Source organism: Wolbachia endosymbiont of Armadillidium vulgare str. wVulC, from assembly GCF_001027565.1.
Taxonomy (GTDB): Bacteria; Pseudomonadota; Alphaproteobacteria; order Rickettsiales; family Anaplasmataceae; genus Wolbachia.
Genome location: NZ_ALWU01000010.1, coordinates 314,982 through 334,389, shown reverse-complemented (window position 1 = coordinate 334,389; position 19,408 = coordinate 314,982). Strand labels below are relative to the sequence as shown.

12 protein-coding genes, 1 tRNA gene and 6 pseudogenes are annotated in these 19,408 nt (G+C 34.2%); 6 read left to right on the top strand and 13 right to left on the bottom strand.

Annotated elements, in window-relative coordinates; genetic code table 11:
• Positions 1-53: 53 nt before the first annotated feature.
• From wVul_RS09955 to wVul_RS07085, 7 genes and pseudogenes are all read right to left on the bottom strand, one after another.
• Positions 54-2,639, bottom strand: coding sequence for a host RNA manipulator TomO (locus wVul_RS09955; protein WP_238580440.1), 2,586 nt, complete (start codon positions 2,637-2,639; stop codon positions 54-56).
• Positions 2,640-2,681: 42 nt separating this feature from the next.
• Positions 2,682-4,586 (bottom strand): molecular chaperone HtpG, encoded by a 1,905-nt coding sequence (htpG, locus tag wVul_RS07110; RefSeq protein WP_047759706.1) that lies wholly within the window; start codon positions 4,584-4,586, stop codon positions 2,682-2,684.
• Positions 4,587-4,736: 150 nt separating this feature from the next.
• Complete coding sequence (locus wVul_RS07105) at positions 4,737-5,939, bottom strand: KAP family P-loop NTPase fold protein (protein WP_047759705.1); 1,203 nt, start codon at positions 5,937-5,939, stop codon at positions 4,737-4,739.
• A 51-nt stretch (positions 5,940-5,990) separates the two neighbouring features.
• Positions 5,991-6,827, bottom strand: coding sequence for a hypothetical protein (locus wVul_RS09490; protein WP_047759704.1), 837 nt, complete (start codon positions 6,825-6,827; stop codon positions 5,991-5,993).
• A 151-nt stretch (positions 6,828-6,978) separates the two neighbouring features.
• Positions 6,979-7,572, bottom strand: coding sequence for a recombination mediator RecR (gene recR / locus wVul_RS07095; RefSeq protein ID WP_047759703.1), 594 nt, complete (start codon positions 7,570-7,572; stop codon positions 6,979-6,981).
• A gap of 158 nt (positions 7,573-7,730) precedes the next feature.
• Positions 7,731-8,455 (bottom strand): annotated as a pseudogene (locus wVul_RS09205) (transposase).
• Positions 8,456-8,749: 294 nt separating this feature from the next.
• Positions 8,750-10,076: pseudogene (locus wVul_RS07085) on the bottom strand (IS110 family RNA-guided transposase).
• A 271-nt stretch (positions 10,077-10,347) separates the two neighbouring features.
• Here wVul_RS07085 and wVul_RS07080 point away from each other — a divergent pair.
• Positions 10,348-10,834 (top strand): annotated as a pseudogene (locus wVul_RS07080) (IS4 family transposase); the annotation flags it as partial.
• Between the two features lie 231 nt (positions 10,835-11,065).
• Here the strand turns inward: wVul_RS07080 and frr are convergent.
• From frr to rpsB, 4 genes are read right to left on the bottom strand one after another with little or no spacing between them, the layout of a single operon-like run.
• On the bottom strand, positions 11,066-11,623 hold the full coding sequence (gene frr, locus wVul_RS07075) for a ribosome recycling factor (RefSeq protein WP_047759701.1): 558 nt from the start codon (positions 11,621-11,623) through the stop codon (positions 11,066-11,068).
• A gap of 7 nt (positions 11,624-11,630) precedes the next feature.
• A complete protein-coding gene (gene pyrH / locus wVul_RS07070; protein ID WP_047759700.1) occupies positions 11,631-12,374 on the bottom strand; it encodes a UMP kinase in 744 nt (247 codons plus the stop codon).
• Entirely contained in the window at positions 12,358-13,212 is an 855-nt protein-coding gene (gene tsf / locus wVul_RS07065) for a translation elongation factor Ts (protein WP_047759699.1), read from the bottom strand. The genes pyrH and tsf overlap by 17 nt, the downstream gene beginning before the upstream one ends.
• Positions 13,209-14,048 carry a 30S ribosomal protein S2 gene (gene rpsB / locus wVul_RS07060; RefSeq protein ID WP_047759844.1) on the bottom strand — a complete coding sequence of 280 codons (840 nt, stop codon included), beginning with the start codon at positions 14,046-14,048 and terminating at the stop codon, positions 13,209-13,211. Before rpsB ends, tsf begins: the two co-directional genes overlap by 4 nt.
• A gap of 181 nt (positions 14,049-14,229) precedes the next feature.
• On the opposite strand from rpsB, the gene wVul_RS07055 reads away from it, so the two are divergent.
• The 4 genes and pseudogenes from wVul_RS07055 to wVul_RS10340 form a co-directional block, all read left to right on the top strand.
• A tRNA-Asp gene (locus wVul_RS07055) sits at positions 14,230-14,306 on the top strand.
• Between the two features lie 128 nt (positions 14,307-14,434).
• A complete protein-coding gene (yajC, locus tag wVul_RS07050; RefSeq protein WP_047759698.1) occupies positions 14,435-14,848 on the top strand; it encodes a preprotein translocase subunit YajC in 414 nt (137 codons plus the stop codon).
• A 15-nt stretch (positions 14,849-14,863) separates the two neighbouring features.
• Complete coding sequence (glmS, locus tag wVul_RS07045) at positions 14,864-16,675, top strand: glutamine--fructose-6-phosphate transaminase (isomerizing) (RefSeq protein WP_047759697.1); 1,812 nt, start codon at positions 14,864-14,866, stop codon at positions 16,673-16,675.
• Positions 16,676-16,917: 242 nt separating this feature from the next.
• A pseudogene (locus wVul_RS10340) lies at positions 16,918-17,649 on the top strand (transposase family protein); the annotation flags it as partial.
• Positions 17,650-17,854: 205 nt separating this feature from the next.
• On the opposite strand, the pseudogene wVul_RS09200 reads toward wVul_RS10340, so the two are convergent.
• Positions 17,855-18,848 (bottom strand): annotated as a pseudogene (locus wVul_RS09200) (IS630 family transposase).
• Positions 18,849-18,986: 138 nt separating this feature from the next.
• Here wVul_RS09200 and wVul_RS07030 point away from each other — a divergent pair.
• Positions 18,987-19,259: a hypothetical protein gene (locus tag wVul_RS07030; protein ID WP_047759696.1), complete on the top strand. Its 273-nt coding sequence runs from the start codon at positions 18,987-18,989 to the stop codon at positions 19,257-19,259.
• Here wVul_RS07030 and wVul_RS10135 read toward each other — a convergent pair.
• Positions 19,239-19,406: pseudogene (locus wVul_RS10135) on the bottom strand (transposase); the annotation flags it as partial. The gene wVul_RS07030 and the pseudogene wVul_RS10135 overlap by 21 nt on opposite strands.
• Positions 19,407-19,408: the final 2 nt, after the last annotated feature.

The window sequence follows — 19,408 nt, the reverse complement described above, 5'->3', positions numbered from 1 at the left end:
TAAATACAATTATAATAAATTATTAAACGATAGACTACTATATTTATTCATTATCAGCGACAATAAGATGTACTTTTATCAAACTTTTCAACCTCATTATCCTCAAGTGAGCTTTTAGGCCTATAGCAGTACGTAATTGTAGCCGCAATAAGACAACAAGCTGCTGCAACTGCTACTCCTACCGCTAACATTTCCAAGTAAACTGCAACAGCCACTCCTAAGGCAATACCAGCTATTGCAAGTACAGAAGCAGCTACAACGTACTTTTTTGTATTTAGAGCAGTTGTTTTTTGGTTACTTTCGCTGCTTTGCTTATTAATTGTTGGCAACGTTGGTTTTGGCTGTGTATTTTCGTTAGACATTTCCTCTACACACTCAGCAGATTGCTTTTCCCTGTTATTATCAATTGATATTACAGTGTTAAGATTTTCACTTGCAAAATTTGATGATGGTGATGGAACAGTAAAATCTTCATCGTGCGTAGTACCACGTTGACTATCATGAACAGGACTTTGAGCTGATCTATCCTGATTTACAGAATTTGATACTGCAGGATTATCTTTCTCGTCATTTAGATTATCAAATTGCTCATTATTGGATTCAGCTCCCTCAATCTCCACTGAGGGCATTTCTGATGCAGAAACTGTTGCTTTAGGTTCCACTGTTTCAATTATAGGTATTCTTGTTTCATGACTTTCTTTATTAATTTCTTCAAATGGAGAATTACTATTAGAGTCTGAAGAAGTTCCGGCAGAGTCATCACTCTTATTACCTTCAAGTTTAGAAAAATCATCATCCTCAGAACTCGGCGATAGTGAATCCGGCTCGCTTTCTTTACGCTCCGCTACAGGAACTTCTTGGCTACTTGCAGCAGCACCCATACTTTTTACACTATCGTCCACTGGTGGTATAGAAATGTTTTCGAGCTCTTTTTTAAGAAGTTTTTTAATCTCGCTTAGGGACCTTTCACCTTTCTTTTCAACTTTCATCTCATTAGCTTTCCTCAAAGCCTCATTAATGATTTGCTTTGGACTATTGTCCTCTTGCTTTACCTGTTCTACTAAAGACCTTATCTTTTCATAATTAAGACCGAAGATAGCATCAGATAATTTTTCCTCTATAGTTTCTGTACTTTTAAGCATTTTACCCTCCTCAAAATTATTACCTACAGCTTCTTTTGAAGCATCTTCATTATTCATAATATTTTCTCCTTTATCAACATTTTCTTGTGGCTGTTGGCTGTCAGTACTTTTGGATTCTGAATTTTCTGATAAAACATCACTCTTTATGACAGAAATTGCTGATCTATTTGCATCGATAACATCGTTATTGCATTCAGGATGTCTTTTGCATAAGTGCTCAATAAATGTGATATTACCAGCATCTAATGCAGTTTTCAGAATCAAATTATAAATTTCTTTCCTACAACGAGCTTCTATATTTTTCAAGATTTGCTGATTGAGTACTTTAATAACTCTATCGTCCGCAAATGCTTGCTCATATATATCATAACCTTTTTTATTGATATATCGCCCGCACAAGTACTTGATGGTGGGCAGATGTTCCTGACTTATTGCAGTTTCTAATAGAGTAACAAAACTCCTTTTTAGCAGATCTTTCACATCTTTAGTTGGCTCATTAATATACCTTTCAAATGCATTTAGCACTATCGTGATAAATTTTTCATTTTTGACCAGAGATGCTGTTTCAAGTACGCCATATAAAGGATCGGGATCACTTGTTTTTAATACATGCTCAAAATCCTTTAAGACGTGTTCTACAAGAACTGTCTCTAGCAACTCTTGTTCTTTTCTTAATGCTATGACTGAGAAAAAGCCAATCTTATTAAGCTCACCAAATTGTATAGTTTGATCCTTCACTTTATCATAAACCCCATCGATACCATGGAATTTTTCTATAAAAACTTCTATGTATTTTTGACTACCAACAAGTAAAGGTAAAAGACTTAAATTCCCTTCAGCAAAAAGTATGTCCCGATATTTTTCTGCCAATTTATCATTAGCTGCAATTGCGAGTAGCACCAATTCTTTTACTGAATAATGATACTCAAAATTCTCTTGATCAAATTTATATCGTGATAATATATTTGAGTATATATGCTGATTATTTTGTAAATTCAAGTTAAGTTGTTGCCTACAAAAACTCTTTAAATTTACAGTATCGAGCGTAATAGACCTACCTTCATACTCTTCAATATTTTGTACAATCTTATCTAATTCTTCACAATTGTCTTCCCTTACAGCTTGATTGAAGATATTTACTGTTTTAGCAAAGGTTAAATTTTTAGGAATGATGTCATACGAATCTTCATCTTTTGACTCCACAATGAACAACTTATCACAATCACCAGGAAAGTTTGCAAGCATTGCATTCCCTAAGCTTAAATCCTTAGCATGTGAAATATTTAGTATCTCTTGATTTTCATTACCTAAAGCTTCAGAGTCTTCTTGACTCTCATTACCTGAATCTTCAGAATGGTGACGTTCTTTAATTTCTTCTTGCTCTAAAATTTCAAATTCTTCTTCAGCACCTGAATCTCTGGAATCTGATTTATTAAAAACTTCACTTGGCTGACCCTGCTTCTGTGATACAAAGTCTCTAAAATTAGAACCAAACATATTTTTCCCCTAATTATAAGCTAAGCTAAGCTAAGTATAGCATTAAACAGAAATTTTGCCAAGCAAATTATTAAGTCTTTTAGCAAACAGACTTGCATCGTCCATCTCTTCGCCTTCCACTATACAAGCTTGATAGAACAATAGGTGAATCATATCCTCGAGTGTTGGGTTTTCACCACTTTCAGCGTGAGATTCCATTATACTTCTTATCACAGGATGCTTGGTATTAATTTCCAGCACCTTTGGTGTACGATAATTTAGCTGCTTTTGTTCGCGCAAAAAACGCTCCATGCGAAGATCCATAGCTCCTTCATCAACCGCTAGACATACAGGACTGTCGGTCAATTTTTTTGAGATTTTCACGCTTTTTACTGAATTACCAAGAATCTTGGTGAAATATTCGAGTATAGAATCCGTGCTTTCTTCGCTTTTGTTTTCATCTAATTTATTTTCTTTATCTTTCTTGCCTTCTTCTGAAGAGAATTTTTCTAAGTCAACATCAGCGCGAGTCACAGACTTAAATTTTTGATCTTTATATTCATGAATCACGCTAGTCCAGAAATCATCAACTGGATCAACAAATAAAAGAACTTCCAATCCTTTACTGACGAACCCTTCAAGTTGTGGACTGTTTTTCACTGAATCAAGGCTATTGCCTGTGAGATAGTAGATATGCTCCTGCTCAGCCTTCATTCTGCTTATATAGTCATCAATACTGACTAACTTCTCATCACCAGTGCTATTAAATCTGCAAATGGAAAGTAGTGCTTCTCTCTCATCAGTTGGCATAGCTTCGCAAAGCCCCTCTTTTAATACCGCACCAAAATTGGCCCAGAATTTTGTGTATTCCTCTAAATTCTCTTTTGCTTTTTTACCGAACTCTGATATAGCACGCTTAGTTAAAGATTTCCTAATTTGCTCAACAACACGATTATTTTGCAGTGTTTCTCTGCTGATATTGAGAGGCAAATCCGGTGAATCAACCACGCCTTTCATAAAACGCAAGTACTGTGGTATTATTTGCACGTTATCTTCAGTGATAAACACTTTATTTACATATAATTTTACAGAGCAGCGTCTATCTGGATGAAACAAATCAAAAGGTTTGATAGAAGGAACATAAAGCAAATTCGTATACTCTATTGCACCTTCATTTTTATTATGCAGTATCATCCAAGGCTCACCACCTACATGCGCAACACCGCGGAAGAAGTCGTTATGCTCTTCTTGAGTAACGTCATTTTTTGGCTTAGTCCAAATTGCAGCTTTGCTGTTTAATTTTTCACTTTTTCCTTCTTCATTTACAAATTCAACGGGAAAATTTATGTGGTCAGAGTAAGTAGTAACAATGTTTTCAATACGAAATTTGTCCATAAACTCGCTCTCTTCAGGACGCATGATGAGCGTAATTTTTGTGCCACGAGCGATTTGATCATCTAACTTGCTAATTGAATATTCTCCATCTCCTTTCGATTTCCAGATCCAAGACTCTTCTTCTCCAGCTTTTCTCGATTCCACTATCACTTCTGATGCAACCATGAAGCTTGAATAAAAACCAACACCAAATTTTCCAATCAGCTCTACAGCTTGATTTGAATCTTTATTATTCTTGATCGCATCTAAGAATTTTTGCGTACCAGAACTCGCAATCGTGCCAAGATTATCTATTAAATCCTGCCTGCTCATCCCAATACCATTATCGGTTATATACAGCTCATCCTTATCTTTATTGGAGCTAATGGTAATCTTCAATTCATCACTTGAATCTAGTAAATTAGGATTTAGCTGTGATTCATAGCGCAATTTATCACATGCATCTGATGCATTTGATATTAACTCACGTAAAAAGATATCTTTATTGGTATAAAGCGAGTGGATTACTATATTCAGTACTTTTCCTACTTCAGCATCAAATTTTAAATTTTCAGTTTCTTGTACGTTGTGCATTTTGAGCTCCATTATTAGCCTACTATTCTAATAATTTAAGTATTGCACAGCGATCTTTCAAGGTCATATATGCTAAAATTTATGTGAGCCAATTTGTCATGCAAGCTGAAATGATAAGAAGAGGGTTCTGTTCTGCAATTCTCTTTATTCTTAGAATAAGATATCTCTTATTTGCTTCAAAGATTTGTGAGTCTTTGATTCTTTTTCTTTAAAAGTAGTCTCAAGAGAAGTTTTAAGCTTTTCCCATTCTTCCTGACCGTTTAGAATCAAAGCGCTCTCAATCTTCTCCAGTGCTTTCTGAGGTGATGAATATAATTCCTCATACAAATTAGTGTTTACTGACTGTAGTACTACTAAAAATGTAAATAAATTCGGATCAATTTTCGCATAACATAGCTTTATTTTCTTTACGCAGTATTCTATTGCCTGCAATGATAATGAGAAGCTTTCTGCATAAAATATAAAGCTATCTATAATTAAGCTCTTTGATTTTTTCGGCAATTCAATATTTTGAAACAGCTTTCTTGTAAATTTCTCTATTGGCTGTTTTGGCAAATGCAAAGAGAGATCAGTAAAAGATTTTAGGCTGAAATTTGGTCCAAGTATTGTGCTGATTGCTCTTTGCACGTTACTTTTATCTTGACTAACAGAGATAATGAAAACCAGTCCCTCAACATCAAGCATGTACTTTATGGATTCTAAAAAATCGACAATGAATTTAGGGCGACATATATCAAGATCATCCACCATTATATAAATATTTTTGTCTTTCCTGATTTTATTAACCACATCTGCTAGTTGTATCTTAAAATCTCTAATGTTCTCTTTTCTCCTTTGGAGAAGATTTAATTCACCCAAGACAAAACCTATGTCTTTCTTATCAGCCTCTTTTGCAGCATCGAGAAATACTGAAAGCATAGCGAGTGGAGATTTACTGATTAGCTTTCCTAATGTATTGAGAGAAAATAGTTCTTGGTTTATGTTTTTGAACTGCTGTATAACACTCCTTTTTACTTTGTATGATGCGAATAGATCCTCAAACAGAAAATGCAAAAAAGAAGGCAATGGTTGATCTAGCGCACTAATATCCCATGCGCTGTAATAAGCTGCAATTTCATTTTGCTGCTCTAGATCCTTTACCCATTCTTTCAAAAAAAATGTCTTACCCCACTTATCATATCCTTCTAAGGATACGATTGAAAAAGACTTATCGATTGTCTTGATTATAGAACTAAATTTACTTGCAACTTGTTTATAACCTAAGCAATCATTCTCCCAAGTTGTTACCTTAGGCAATTGCTCCTCTTCTTTTTTTCTAAATGTTATTAGCGATGTAAGTTTCTTTAAGCACATAAGATCCTTATGCTATATTTTACTATAGCATTTTATAAGTTAAGAGTCCACTTACTTAAATAATCCATAATTTTCTATCACTGCATGAATGGAAAGGTTCTTCAAACTGCTTTTGGGACTATATTGAATATCTATGCCGGTTAACTCTTTTACCCTTCCTTCTGTATCTTTTGTTAACCTTTCTACTAAGCCATGTAAATTGCCAGAATTTATCATTTGCATAATAGAAAATTTCCCATTTGAAATATACTCTTTCTCTATAAGTGGGGATATTTTAATTATCCCATCTAGGCTTTCACGACTATTTATTGATAACTTACCTTCTTCTTGAAGTGAATATAACTTTTCTATCATCTCAGCTCTATTACCGGAGTGATTTTTTACAAGATCCTCTAATAGTTCTCCATGTTCATCTATAGGTACATGAACATACATTAGCCACAAAAGAAGAACTAAGTCCGTATTATCTTTTGTTATTCCCTTTATTTTATGTGCCTGACTGATTGCATAAAAATAAGGATCTTGCCCATCATAACAATAACTAAACCTCGACACCCCCGACCTAATTTGATCATCAATTCTTACTCGAATCACATTTTTCAGATTTTCAATAGATCTATGTTCTTGTTCCATTACTTTAAACATTTTTGAAAAATCTATTTTTGGGACATATTTGATTTCAAGTTCAGGCTCAATATTTATCAGATCTTTTCTAACCAGATGATCTTCTATTATATATCCAAGATGATCTTCTATTATATATCCAATTCGTTTACTATCTGCGTATTCTTTGTTAAATAGCGCAATGAAATCAAGAGCGGTTGATCTTGATTTTTTGATTAACCAATTATAAGTATAACGTACTCCATCTAGTGCAAAAGTTAACATAACCCTCCATTTTAAAACATCATATTTAAATGTATAATATTTTCAATTAGTAAGCAAGTTTCTAGGCTGAAGTATGCCACTAAAATTTAGTATTTTATAAGTAGTGGTAGTATGATAAAAAACTTATAGCTTGCTAAAAAGAAATGGAATATTATTTAATATCCTGTCTTGACGTAAGCGCTATCTTCAGCGTCCCTTCATCTAGGTAGTCAATTTCTCCACCTATTGGTATGCCGCAAGCAAGGCGCGATATTTTGACATTCGAGTTTTTTAACAATTCAATTATATATTGCGCAGTAACTTGGCCTTCTAATGTCGGATTGATTGCAATAATGACCTCTTCAATTTTAAATTCTGTAACTCTTTTAGGAATGCTATCAAGATTGAGTTCTTTTGGACCTATGCCATTTATTGCTGACAATCTGCCACCTAAAACATGATACATACCTGAATATATATTTCCTTTTTCAAATGCCCATAGATCACCTAATTCTTCTACTACACACATTAATTTGGTATCACGTTTAGGGTTAATGCAAATAGAACACGGTGATTTGGTATCTAGATTTCCACAAATCTTACACTCTATTATAAGATTCGCTAATTCTCTAATCAAAGATGCAAGCGGTAGCATGACTTTCTCTTTGTTTTGGAGTAAATGTATAACTAACCTTCTTGATGATGATGGCCCTAAACTTGGCAATTTAGAAAAAGCATGAACTAAATTTCTTATATTAGTATTCATTCAATAAATTCAGGATAGCTCATTAAACCATAACATCAAACCTTTCATAAAGAAAGCAGTAAGTCTTTAACTTTATGGAAAAATTTCCCACTTTTCTCAGAACCTGTCTTGAAAAAAAAGTTAAGCATATCATATTAAAAGAAATATTATAACCCTTCTCATAATAGTGGAAACAAATGAAGAAAAGCAGAATCGACAGCTTGGCAAAAAGATTTAAACAGAGCTTCTGGCTCTGTTTTTGATAGCAAATCAATGGTGTTCAATGTCATTAAAATCAGGAGAATACGGAGAGAATTTCTGCATCAACGCTTTTGGCAAATTCGACAATCTTTATAGACTTATGAAAAATTGTATTATCCAAAATTACCGTTTGTCCAGATCGGTGCCAGAAGTTGCTCGAACCAGCCATTAAAAACCTCTGTATCACAATAATCTTCGAAGGTCGACCCTTGTTTAAAGCTGCAATTATGCTGAGTTTTTTTACCTGACTTTAGTGCATTCTCCCTTTCTACAATACCCGTACATTTTGTATCCAGATTCATCAATATACACCAGATTTTTAGGAGATTCTGCAAATATAACTTTCAAAAATTCAGCTCGTTATTCCTTTCTTTGTATCCATAAGTCTTTTTTTGCGTGTAAATCCATTTTTTTAGAGCTCTATGAATCGTTTGACGACTTATATTGCCTCAGCACCTCTGATTGTGTTTTACCGCCGTACAAATTCTGCAAACGCATTCCAGTCGGTGATTTTATCCCTATTCCCCAGTTTCTTCGATTCCTGTTTCTTTGCGCCTTTCTCCCATTTGTACAATGTTACTCTACCAATTTTGAACCTCTTTGCTACTGCTGTTTTACCCTCTCCTTCATCCAACGCCTGAATGGCTTTTTTCCTTAAGTCATAGCTGCTGCTGGCACTTTTACCTTCTTGTTACCCCGTCCCTATTTTATCCTGTTCCTACTATTGTTAGAAGGGCTATAGCTGAAATTCTGGACATAAAATCCTCCTGTGTAAAAAAGATTAGAAAAAAATGCAGCATACATACGACAGATGTGTGTATACGTTGAAGAAGATACGTTTGTTGAAAAATTAATTGAAAGTCTGCAAACAAAGATAGATTTTGAGCTCTCAAAATATCTCTCCTAATAAACTCCTTCAATTAACTGATCCTTTCTCCTAAGAAACTCCTTGAACTAACTCATCTTTTTTTACCAGGATATAGCCAAATTCAGAAGCTTTTTTACTCAGATTTTTCATAACCCTGTTTTGATAAAGTTTTTCGTAAGAATCAATTCCTTTTTCGACATACTCTTGTCCATACTTTAGCATATTATAAAAGATACATGCTAATTTCCTTGCCATAGCAGTGATCGCTTTTGGAGCTCCCAGTCGTTTTTTCCACTTTCTGCATTGTGAACCAAGAGCAGTATTACTTTTTGATACACATTGTGCAGCAAGCCGTAAGGCATTTGCAGCACGATTTACGACTTTACAAGTTTTCGTGCTAAACACTTTCTCTCCAGTGATTTTATTACCAGGACTCAGCCCCAACCAAGACGAAAATGTTGGCCATTTGTTATGGTTGATACCAGTCTCTGAGATTATGGTCTGTATACTTAGTACACTGAATCCTGGAACTCTAGTAAAATCTATCCCGATAACCCGGTATAATTCTTCATACAAATTAAAGTTTGGATCATTTTTTTGCTTGCCTTGTGCTTTACTTGTTGATTTGCTCTCATCAGATTTTGTTTCAAATGTTTTATAGTAGCTTTCAACGCTTCTATCACATTCCTTTATTTGTTCCTGGAAAAAAGTATATGCTTCATATTCTTGCTTAAGTGTAAACAAGTGTTCCTCTCTGTAGTCACCGGTTAATGCCTTTACAATAGTAGATTTATCATTTCTTATTCGTCCATCCCTTAATTCAGCTAATTTTTCAGGATCTCTTTCACCTTCAATTATCGCTTCAATAATCCTAATACCTGTTACACCATTAATATCACTAATTGCCTTATGTAACTGAATGTTCATCTGAATTAATGCCTTTTGCATGCGTTGAGTGTGTGTACTTGCGCTTCTGATTAGATTATTACGTTGTCTGACGTAGCCACGCAGTACGCAAATTTGATCATCTGGTCTAAATGATCCTTGGAGCAGTCCATAGCTATGTAACTGTTGCAACCACTGGCAATCTTGAACATCAGATTTTCTACCAGGTACATTTTTAATATGCCGCGCGTTTACTAATTTTACTTCAAATCCATATGATTCAAGTATTTGAAATAAAGGAATCCAATATACTCCCGTTGATTCCATAGCTACCGTTTTAATTTCACACTTCTTCAACCATTTTGCTAAGTTATGCAGATCCACTGTAAAACAACCAAACTTTTGGATATGTTGCTCATCTCTTCCTTCTGGAACACATACATAATGTACAGATATCTATTCCTGCCGCATTAGGGTTCATTACTTCCAACTTATTTTTTACTTTTGCCATTTTATATCTTTAGTATATAATTTATCATTGAAGAAGCGCTTCAGCTTGAGACGGTAAAATTAAGGCACTCTCCTAAACGAGGTAGTCTGAATAGACTCCATCAATGGTTTAACCGTCACCTTCAAAACCATGCTAACCAACGGGCACTGTGGCACCATTGGGATATCGGTCATAACTGCAGAAGTGCTTCCTACGCAATTATACCAACAAATTACTAAAAACTTAAATTAGGGAGTTTCTTTTTGGTTTGACAGGTTTTGCCTGTTCGATGCTAGCCAGAAGAAGAAAAGCTAATAAATTAGCAAAATCACATATTTTCTAAAAAGAATCAAAAGTTATTAGATTGGTCAATATTTATAACTAATGTTCCAGAGAGTAAAATTAATGCTGTTGACGGTTTATAGAGTAAGATGGCAAATCGAATTACTATTTAAACTATATAAAAGTCATATCAATCTTGATAAACTAAAAGGAAAGACAAATCCATTTAGAGTATTATGCGAGCTATACACAAAATTATGTGCTATTCTCGTATTTCACGGAATGATTACAAAACTAAAAAAGAACACAGTTTAACAAAGGCATTTATTGAATTGAAAAGGTGGGTTAGAGAGCTCTTTTTGATATTAAATAATATTGTCAGTAATTTAAAAATTTTTCTAAAAAAGCTTACTGTAATCTGGTCAAAGTTTTCTTTGAAAGACAGATATAGGAAGACCAGGGTATCTACTTTAAGCTCTCTACATTCCTTAACTTGACGCGTATGGTTTATTTAACACTCCCGCGTTTTTAGTGAGATTACATAAAGATTGGTTCCAGTCTGAAATAACATCATCTACTATGCAAATTACCTGCAAATAGTAATGTGCGATAATTGTGTGCATAATACTGAGAATCTAGATAAACTATGAATCACAGCACTCATACAGTTGCATTTGTACGACACCCTTGTATGTTTTTTCACTACTGAAGATTTCTTTCATATTAACCTAATGATGCAATATATCCTTTTCTTTAATAGATAAGTCGTCATCGATTTTTTTTACATTATCATCAGTAATGTTTTGTATTTCCTTTTTGGCACCATGAAAATCATCTTCTGAGATTTGCTTATTTTTCTTCATTTCCTCTATTTCTTCCATAACATCTCTGCGTATATTTCTAATCGCAACTCGTGCATTTTCAGAAAATTGATGCAATAATTTCACTAATTTTTCACGGGTTTCTTGCGTTAAGTCCGGAAGAGCTATACGTATAGTATTGCCTTCAACAACAGGATTTAAATTCAGGTTAGCATTTAGTATCGCATTTTTTACTTCACCCATAACAGTGATATCCCAAACTTTAACTGATAGAGTTTTGTTATCTATAGCTGAAACACCTGCAACTTGGTTCAGTTTTTGATGCCCACCATAGATATTTACAACTATACCATCAAGTAATGATGCGTTAGCTCTACCAGTACGCACACCTTTCATATCATCATGAAAAGACTGAATAGTTTTTAGCATTCTTTCTTTTGTTTTAGCTTTTATTTCGTTTAACATAAATTACCTAATGTTTACAATCTGAGACTATAGTATAAGTACCTTGACCCTTAACAATATCGGTCGTTTTTTCTTCTCTTAAAGAAAAAACTATAATTGGGATAGAATTCTCACGAGCAAGTGAAATTGCTGATGCATCCATAACTTTTAAATCACGAGTTAGCAAATCTGTATAAGAAAGCCTATCATACATCACAGCATTCTCATTTTTTTTTGGATCGGCAGAATATACACCACTTACTTGCGTACCTTTTATAATAACATTACAGTTCATTTCAACAGCACGTAAAGCTGCAGCTGTATCTGTAGTAAAAAATGGGTTGCCTGTACCTGCTGCAAAAATTACCACTCTACCTTTTTCTAAGTGGCGAATAGCTTTCCTTCTTATGTAAGGTTCACATACAGTGGCCATGGGTATTGCAGATAATACCCTAGAAGCTACTAAATTTTTTTCTAAAAAATTTTGTAAAATCAAAGCATTGATTATAGTTGCAAGCATTCCAATATAATCACTACTTGCTCTTTCACAGCCACTTAAAGATGCAGATGCACCACGAAAAATATTTCCACCACCAACAACAATACAAACCTGAACTCCAAGCCTGTTAACATCAGCTATATCTTTGCATAATTGGCTTATTATTCCCATATCATGGCCAAAAGACTGTGACCCCATCAAAGCTTCACCAGAGATCTTCAATAACACTCTGGAGTATTTTACTTCTGGAGTTTTGTTATTTATTTGCACCACCTAAAGCAAGCAACTTATAATTAGTTAATTTAACAGCATTTGATTCTATAAAATCAGAAATCTTCATTTTATCATCTTTTATAAACTTCTGTTCTAGTAGAACAACTTCTTCATAGTATTTAGCCATCCGTCCATCTACTATTTTTTTCGCTACCTCTTCAGGTTTATTTAAGCTCTTTACTTGCTCTTCAATTATAGAACGCTCATTGCTTAACTTTACCTGATCTAAATTACCTATAGACACAGCTTCAGGCTTCATAGCAACTACATGCATAGCTATTTGCTTTCCAATCTCTTGTAATTTTGCCTTATCACTACATGATTGCAATACAATTAAGGCACCAATCTTACCTAAACTACGCACATCACCATGTACATAACCAGCAACAATCCCATCCTTAGCCTCCAGATAGCAAAGCTTGCTTAACTCTAACTTTTCACCAAGAACTGATATACCGTTCATAATAGCTCCCTGCACTGTGCCAATGTCTCCATATTTGGCATTTTTTAACTCATCAACACTAGTACAACGTTCTTGACAAGCGATTGATGCTAAATTTGAAACTAATTCTATGAATTTTTCATTTCTTGCAACAAAATCAGTTTCACAATTGAGTTCAACCAATACACCATAATTTTCAGTCAAGCACATAGCAATAAGCCCATCCGAAGCTACTCTATCAGACTTTTTGTCAGCTTTAGCAAGTCCTATTGTACGTAACTTATCAATGGCTTTCTTAACATCACCATCACACTCTTCTAACGCTTTCTTACAGTCGCTTAAGCCAAGCCCTGTTCTATCGCGTAATTCCCTTATACTACCTGAATCCATTTTCATTTACTTATTATTACCTCCCTTTCTTTTTCTGTGTGAACCTTACTACGCTTCTTTTTAGTTTGCACAATACCCTCTTCTTTTTCTTGAATAATAAGCTCATCACTCTTTATATTATCAATCTTAACTTTAGACTTTGCCAAACTAGACTCTATTCCAGCTAATATATAGTTAGCAACTAATTTACAATAGAGCTCTATTGATTTTCTTGAGTCATCATTTCCTGGTATAGGATAGACAATATCATCTGGATCAGAATTGGTATCAAGTACTGCAACAATTGGAATGCCCAGTTTTTTAGCCTCTTTAACTGCTATATGCTCTTTGTTAGTATCAATAATAAATAAAATATCAGGAACTGCTCCCATTTCTCTAATGCCACCCAATGTCTGATCAAGCTTTCGCCTTTTCTTTTCAATATTTCCTAATTCTTTCTTTGTTAAGATACTATCTTCATCATTTAATATTTTCTCATATTGTATCAAGGTTCTTATCGAAGAAGAAACAGTATTCCAATTAGTAAGCATACCACCAGGCCATCGATGATTTACATAATATTGACCACAACGAACCGCTTCACTTGCAACAATATCCAAAGCTTGAAATTTCGTACTAACAAATAGAATGCGACCACCTTGAGATGCAACGTCGTACAAAGCTTTTATTGCTACTTTTAGCAACGATAATGTTTTTCGCAGGTCAATTATGTGTATACGATTCTCTTGATGTATACCGTATATATATGGGGCCATTTTGGGATTCCAGCGACTAATTTTATGGCCAAAATGTACACCAGCTTCAGCTAAATCACGTATGGTAACTTCAGGTAAATTTGTCATATTTACTCCTCCAAATAGTTTATCTTCCATGGCATAACCCTCATGGGACTACTTGCATAAGCCATGTGTGAAATTAAGTTACTTACATAGTAATACAAAAGACAACAAAGCGCAAACAAAAAATATTGACAAGTGGCAATACGTTGATTAGCTTTAAGGTTGCAAACGTTAGAAAGAAATGGGGGGTGTAGCTCAGTTGGTTAGAGCGCATGCCTGTCACGCATGAGGTCGTGAGTTCAAGTCTCATCACTCCCGCCATTATATCAGAAGCACTTTTACTGATCCATTTTCTTGTTGATTTGTAGTAATTTCTTTCAGAGACTTGACATGGTATTGTAATTACTGCTTAATTTACTTGAATTTATCGTTAACAATTAGGATTAAATATGTTCATTTCTGAAGTCTTTGCAGCAGATGCAACTAGCAATGTATCGACATCTTTTGCTAGTTTTATTCCACTCATTTTAATATTTGTGGTATTTTATTTTCTCATTATTCGCCCAAATCACAAAAAACTAAAGGAACATAGAAGGATGATAGATCAAATAAAACGCGGTGATAAGGTCATTACTTCTAGTGGAATAATAGGTGAAATTAGCAAAGTTGATGAGGCAAGTGCGCAGTTTATAATAGAAATAGCACCAAAAGTTGAAATAAAAATCCTGAAGTCTGCTATATCTGAAGTCTTAAACAAAGAAATTCAAAAAGTAGTAGCTAAACCTATTGAAAAAGGCAAGATTGAAAAGAATGACAAAAAAAACAAACTAGAGGAAAGTAAAAAGGGCAAAAATGCTTCATAATTTAAGAAACTGGTTGTGTGTGGAATACTGGGTATAGTAAGTAACGGTGATTCAGTAGTACCAACTTTACTGGCTGGACTAAAAAAATTGGAATACAGAGGGTATGATTCTTCAGGTATAGCAATAATAAATAATAAAGGTGAGGTAGAAGTCAAAAAATCAGAAGGTAAAGTTGAAAGGTTATGTGAAGTTATTCATGAGAGTAAAATATCTAGCAGTACAATTGGTATAGCACATACTCGCTGGGCTACACACGGATCTCCAAATCTTAAAAATGCTCATCCCATTTGTATAAATAATGTTGTTGTTGCTCATAACGGTATAATTGAAAATTACAATCTGTTAAAAAAGGGCCTAGAGGAAGAGGGAATATCTTTCCATACTGACACTGATACGGAAGTGATACCAAACATGTTAATCTCATATCTTGATGAAGGGTTGTCGCCAGTTGATTCTATATTTAAGTGTTTAAGCAACTTACAAGGTTCATTTGCTTTGATTTTATTATTTATAGAATATCCAGACGCTCTGTTTGTTGCAAAAAGAAATTTGCCTTTAGCAATAGGCTATAACTGTAATGCAGTGTTTGCTGCATCTGATTCTAATGCTTTAAGTGCACTTGTGGAAAGAATATTGCATTTGGAGGATAATGATATTGCAGTAATAAAATCTAGCGAAGTTAGTATATATAATAATGGCGCACAAGTTAAACGCAGCATAGAAAATAGTACTCCAAGCAATTTTCTAATTAGCAAAAACGGTTATTCTAGCTTTATGCTAAAAGAAATTTTAGAGCAACCATATGCATTAAACAAAACAATAAACCAATTTTACAAGCAATATAAAAAAGCCAACAAAAAATTATTCTCTGAACTGGGTTACATTACTATAGTCGGATGTGGGTCATCTTATTTTGCTGGACTAATAGCGAAATATTGGCTGGAAAGTGTTGCTCAAGTTCGAGTGTATCTGGAAATCTCATCAGAATTTAGGTATAGCAACGTCAAGCTGGAAGAAGGTAGCACTGGGTTATTCATCTCTCAATCTGGTGAAACTGCAGATACTATGGAAGCACTACGTTATGCGAGATTGCAGAAACAAACGATTATTAGCATAACTAACACAGTTAACAGTAGCATCGAGAAGATCTCAGATATTGTATTGCATACTTTTGCTGGACCCGAGATTGGTGTTGCTTCAACAAAAACCTTTTCTGCGCAGCTTGCAACTTTAGCATGCTTTGCTGTAGAGCTTGGAAAAATAAAAGGTATACTCAATGAAAAGAAGATAAAACAACTAAACGATGCTATTAATTCCATTCCTAAATATGTTGAGCATGTTTTGGATGTAATGAAAATACAACATATATCAGACAGTATATTAGAGCACAATAATGTTATTTTAATTGGCAGAGGAAGCTCATATGGAGTTGCAATGGAAGGCGCATTAAAAATAAAAGAACTTTCGTACATTAACACAATTGGTATTGCAGCGGGAGAAATGAAGCACGGTTCCATTGCTTTAATAGACTCTACTGTGCTTGTTGTAGCAATTATCCCTTACGACGATTTATTCTTTAAAACGCTATCCAATATACAAGAGATTATTGCAAGAAAAGGTAAAGTAATTGCTTTTAGTGATAGGCAAGGTGCGCCACTCTTAAAGGGAATTTGCATAGATGTGGTGCAACTTCCAGAAGTTGATAATTTTGTCTCCCCAATTATCTACAGTGTTGCTATGCAATTCCTTGCTTATTCTACTGCAGCAAAAAAAGGGTTAGACGTAGATTGTCCGAGAAATTTAGCTAAATCTGTTACAGTTGAGTAACTTGTTTAAAGTTAGTTTCTAATCAACAGCTCTAATTGTCAGTTATAAATTAATGAATTTTGCTAATAAATTCATTGCTATCATTAATATTAGACTTCTTGCATAACCATTGTTTATATGAGAAATCAGTATGTATTCGTTCAGAAATAGACTTCTTTAAAAACTAGGATAAGAGGAAAAAACATGGCAAGATAAGTATTTTTAGTGAGGGAAAAGGTGGAAATAGTAGAAGAGTTGGATGATTTCGCAGGTTAACAGGAGTAAAAAAGGTAACATTTAATAAAATGGTGGAGATTTTACGGGAAGGAAAAAAGGCTAAAGGAGGTAGGAAAAACAAGCTGAGCGAGGAAAATATGCCGCTTATGGTGTTGCGGGAATATGGAACATATTTTCATAAAGCTATGGAGTAAGTGAAAGCACAGCGTATAAAATAGCAAAATGGGTTCTCTAATAAAACATTCAGATTTCCTGGCCAAAATGAGCTAGTAAAGTCAGGTGTAGAATATGAAGTTATAGTAGTGGATAGCACTGAAGCAGCAATAGAGAGGCCAAAAAAAAAGCAACGAGATTTCTACTCTGGCAAGAAAAGAAAGCACACTATAAATACATAAGTAGTGATAGAAAAAGAGAGCAATATGTACGTCATTTTCAAACGGTAGGGTGCATGATTTTTGGATTTTTAAAGAGTCAAAAGTAGCGATATTACCAGAACTTAAGGTCTTAGTAGATGCAGGCTACTGAGGCATACAAAAAGTTCATGGAAATGTAGAGGCTGCCATATAGGAAGACACAAAAAAGAACCCATTGACAGAAGAGCAAAGACGAAAAAATCGAAAGCTAAGAGAGTAGTAATTGAAAATGTAATAGAACTGCTCAAGAGGTTTAAAATTATAGCAGACCGTTATAGAATCTTTTTGTTAAGACTTTTGTTAAAGAATGCGAGAAAAAGATATTTGAATATTCTGAGGAGATAAAACCAGGTTCAAAAAAACTAAAAACAGGCAAAACATTAACCTGTATCAATTCTACCATGAATAATTCCATTCCACCAGGTTCGTCTAGATTAGGTGTTTCTAAAGTTATTGAAGGTATAGTTTATGTTTTTGCAAAAGAACATAGGGAAAAAGGTTTCTGCAGCAATTGTGCCTATAGAAGATGAAGTAATACCAAAATCCATTACTAAGCGAACAAATAAGAAACATTACAAACTCGTTTAATAGTAGTGCTGGAAATATTGACAATAAAATTACACAAAACATCTTCAAGTAAACCTATGGTATCGTAGATACTATTGCGTAAAGTATTGTATTTGATATATTGCCACAACCTTTCAACAGGATTTAGTTCCGGTGAATAAGGAGGCAAGTATATAATGGTAATGTTTTCCTGAATTTTCAAACTTTTTGATCTATGCCAACTTGCACAATCCATTACAAGAAAGGCTTCTTTCGTGCCTAAATCTTTCGACATCTGCTCCAGAAATATATTCATACAATCAGTGTTTACATATGGAGCAAGTAGGCTAATTTTCTTACCACTTCTTGGATTTACCGCACTGTAGATATAGAAATTTTGTCTACCAATTTTCATTTTAACCTGCGTTCTGAACCCTTTTTTAAACTATCCGTGTCCGATTTTTGAATGAGTTCCAAATCGTGATTCATCAAAAAAACACCTCCTTTTTAGGGTGGGAATTGACTATTTTATTGAAGTATCTTTTAAACTCTTCTTGCTTATTTTTATCTTGTTTATGGTGCATTGGCCTCGGTGTTATGTAAATCCTTTGTATCTCACGGTGCACTGTTGATTTGCTGATGTTTAGGCCAAATTCCTCTGAGATTTTTATTTGCACTTCCTTAATAGTAATATTTGGATTTCTTTCTACCCATATTTCAATTTGCTCACGTTGATTTTTGTTTAATTTGCTTTTTCTTCGCCGCTGAGACGGGGCAAATAATTTTTCTACTCTACCAAATTTTAGATGCTTTATCCATTCAGTCAAAGCAGTCCTTGAAATTTTACATATTCTTGCCACAGCGCTTATACTACTTTCTTTTCCTGCTATCACCGCTTGTAACTTTTTTGAAACATATGCGTTATTTCTGACCTTTTTTAACATTTCTTTCGCCAAATTTACAACTTTTTCGTCTAATAGTTTTGATCTTAATGCCATTTAAACCTCGCTATTTCACTTACTTTAGTATGACTTCTTTCCCATTATTATCTATCTGTTCTTTGTATAGCGGGAATTGGTATAAGAAAAATTTTAGTAGATGCTGGCTTGGAAATTTTTCAAAGTTTTGAGGAACAAATGACTAAGGTTATGGATATTTCTTGGAAGAGGGGGATTGAGAAGTTAGCGATGGATGCTGTATCTAGAGTAATAAATTATATTTCAGCTAATAGTAAGGAAGAAGGATTTTCCGTTAATCTTATAACTAAAGGTCTTATTTTAGGTAAATCAAAAAGTAACACACTTCCTCAGTGTGTGTTTCGCAAACCAGTGGAATTGTTAATTAAAAATATTGCTTCAGATGAATCAAAAAATAACCCATCTTTTGGTCCACTTACAACCACTTTTTAGAATGTATAGCACTCCACAAAATATGCCATACAAATCAACTTTTCTTGGTCTTGTTTTCTTCCTGCTGCTCTCCAGAATTAGCCTGATTTTTTCAAATTGCCCTCGACTTATATCACTTGTTTTGCATAGATATACCTCATTCTTAATCT

Coding starts and splice junctions, on each gene's coding strand:
- wVul_RS09955 (WP_238580440.1), bottom strand. CDS start 2,639: ATGTTTGGTTCTAATTTTAGAGACTTTGTATCACAGAAGCAGGGTCAG.
- htpG (WP_047759706.1), bottom strand. CDS start 4,586: ATGCACAACGTACAAGAAACTGAAAATTTAAAATTTGATGCTGAAGTA.
- wVul_RS07105 (WP_047759705.1), bottom strand. CDS start 5,939: ATGTGCTTAAAGAAACTTACATCGCTAATAACATTTAGAAAAAAAGAA.
- wVul_RS09490 (WP_047759704.1), bottom strand. CDS start 6,827: ATGTTAACTTTTGCACTAGATGGAGTACGTTATACTTATAATTGGTTA.
- recR (WP_047759703.1), bottom strand. CDS start 7,572: ATGAATACTAATATAAGAAATTTAGTTCATGCTTTTTCTAAATTGCCA.
- frr (WP_047759701.1), bottom strand. CDS start 11,623: ATGTTAAACGAAATAAAAGCTAAAACAAAAGAAAGAATGCTAAAAACT.
- tsf (WP_047759699.1), bottom strand. CDS start 13,212: ATGAAAATGGATTCAGGTAGTATAAGGGAATTACGCGATAGAACAGGG.
- rpsB (WP_047759844.1), bottom strand. CDS start 14,048: ATGACAAATTTACCTGAAGTTACCATACGTGATTTAGCTGAAGCTGGT.
- yajC (WP_047759698.1), top strand. CDS start 14,435: ATGTTCATTTCTGAAGTCTTTGCAGCAGATGCAACTAGCAATGTATCG.
- wVul_RS07030 (WP_047759696.1), top strand. CDS start 18,987: ATGACTAAGGTTATGGATATTTCTTGGAAGAGGGGGATTGAGAAGTTA.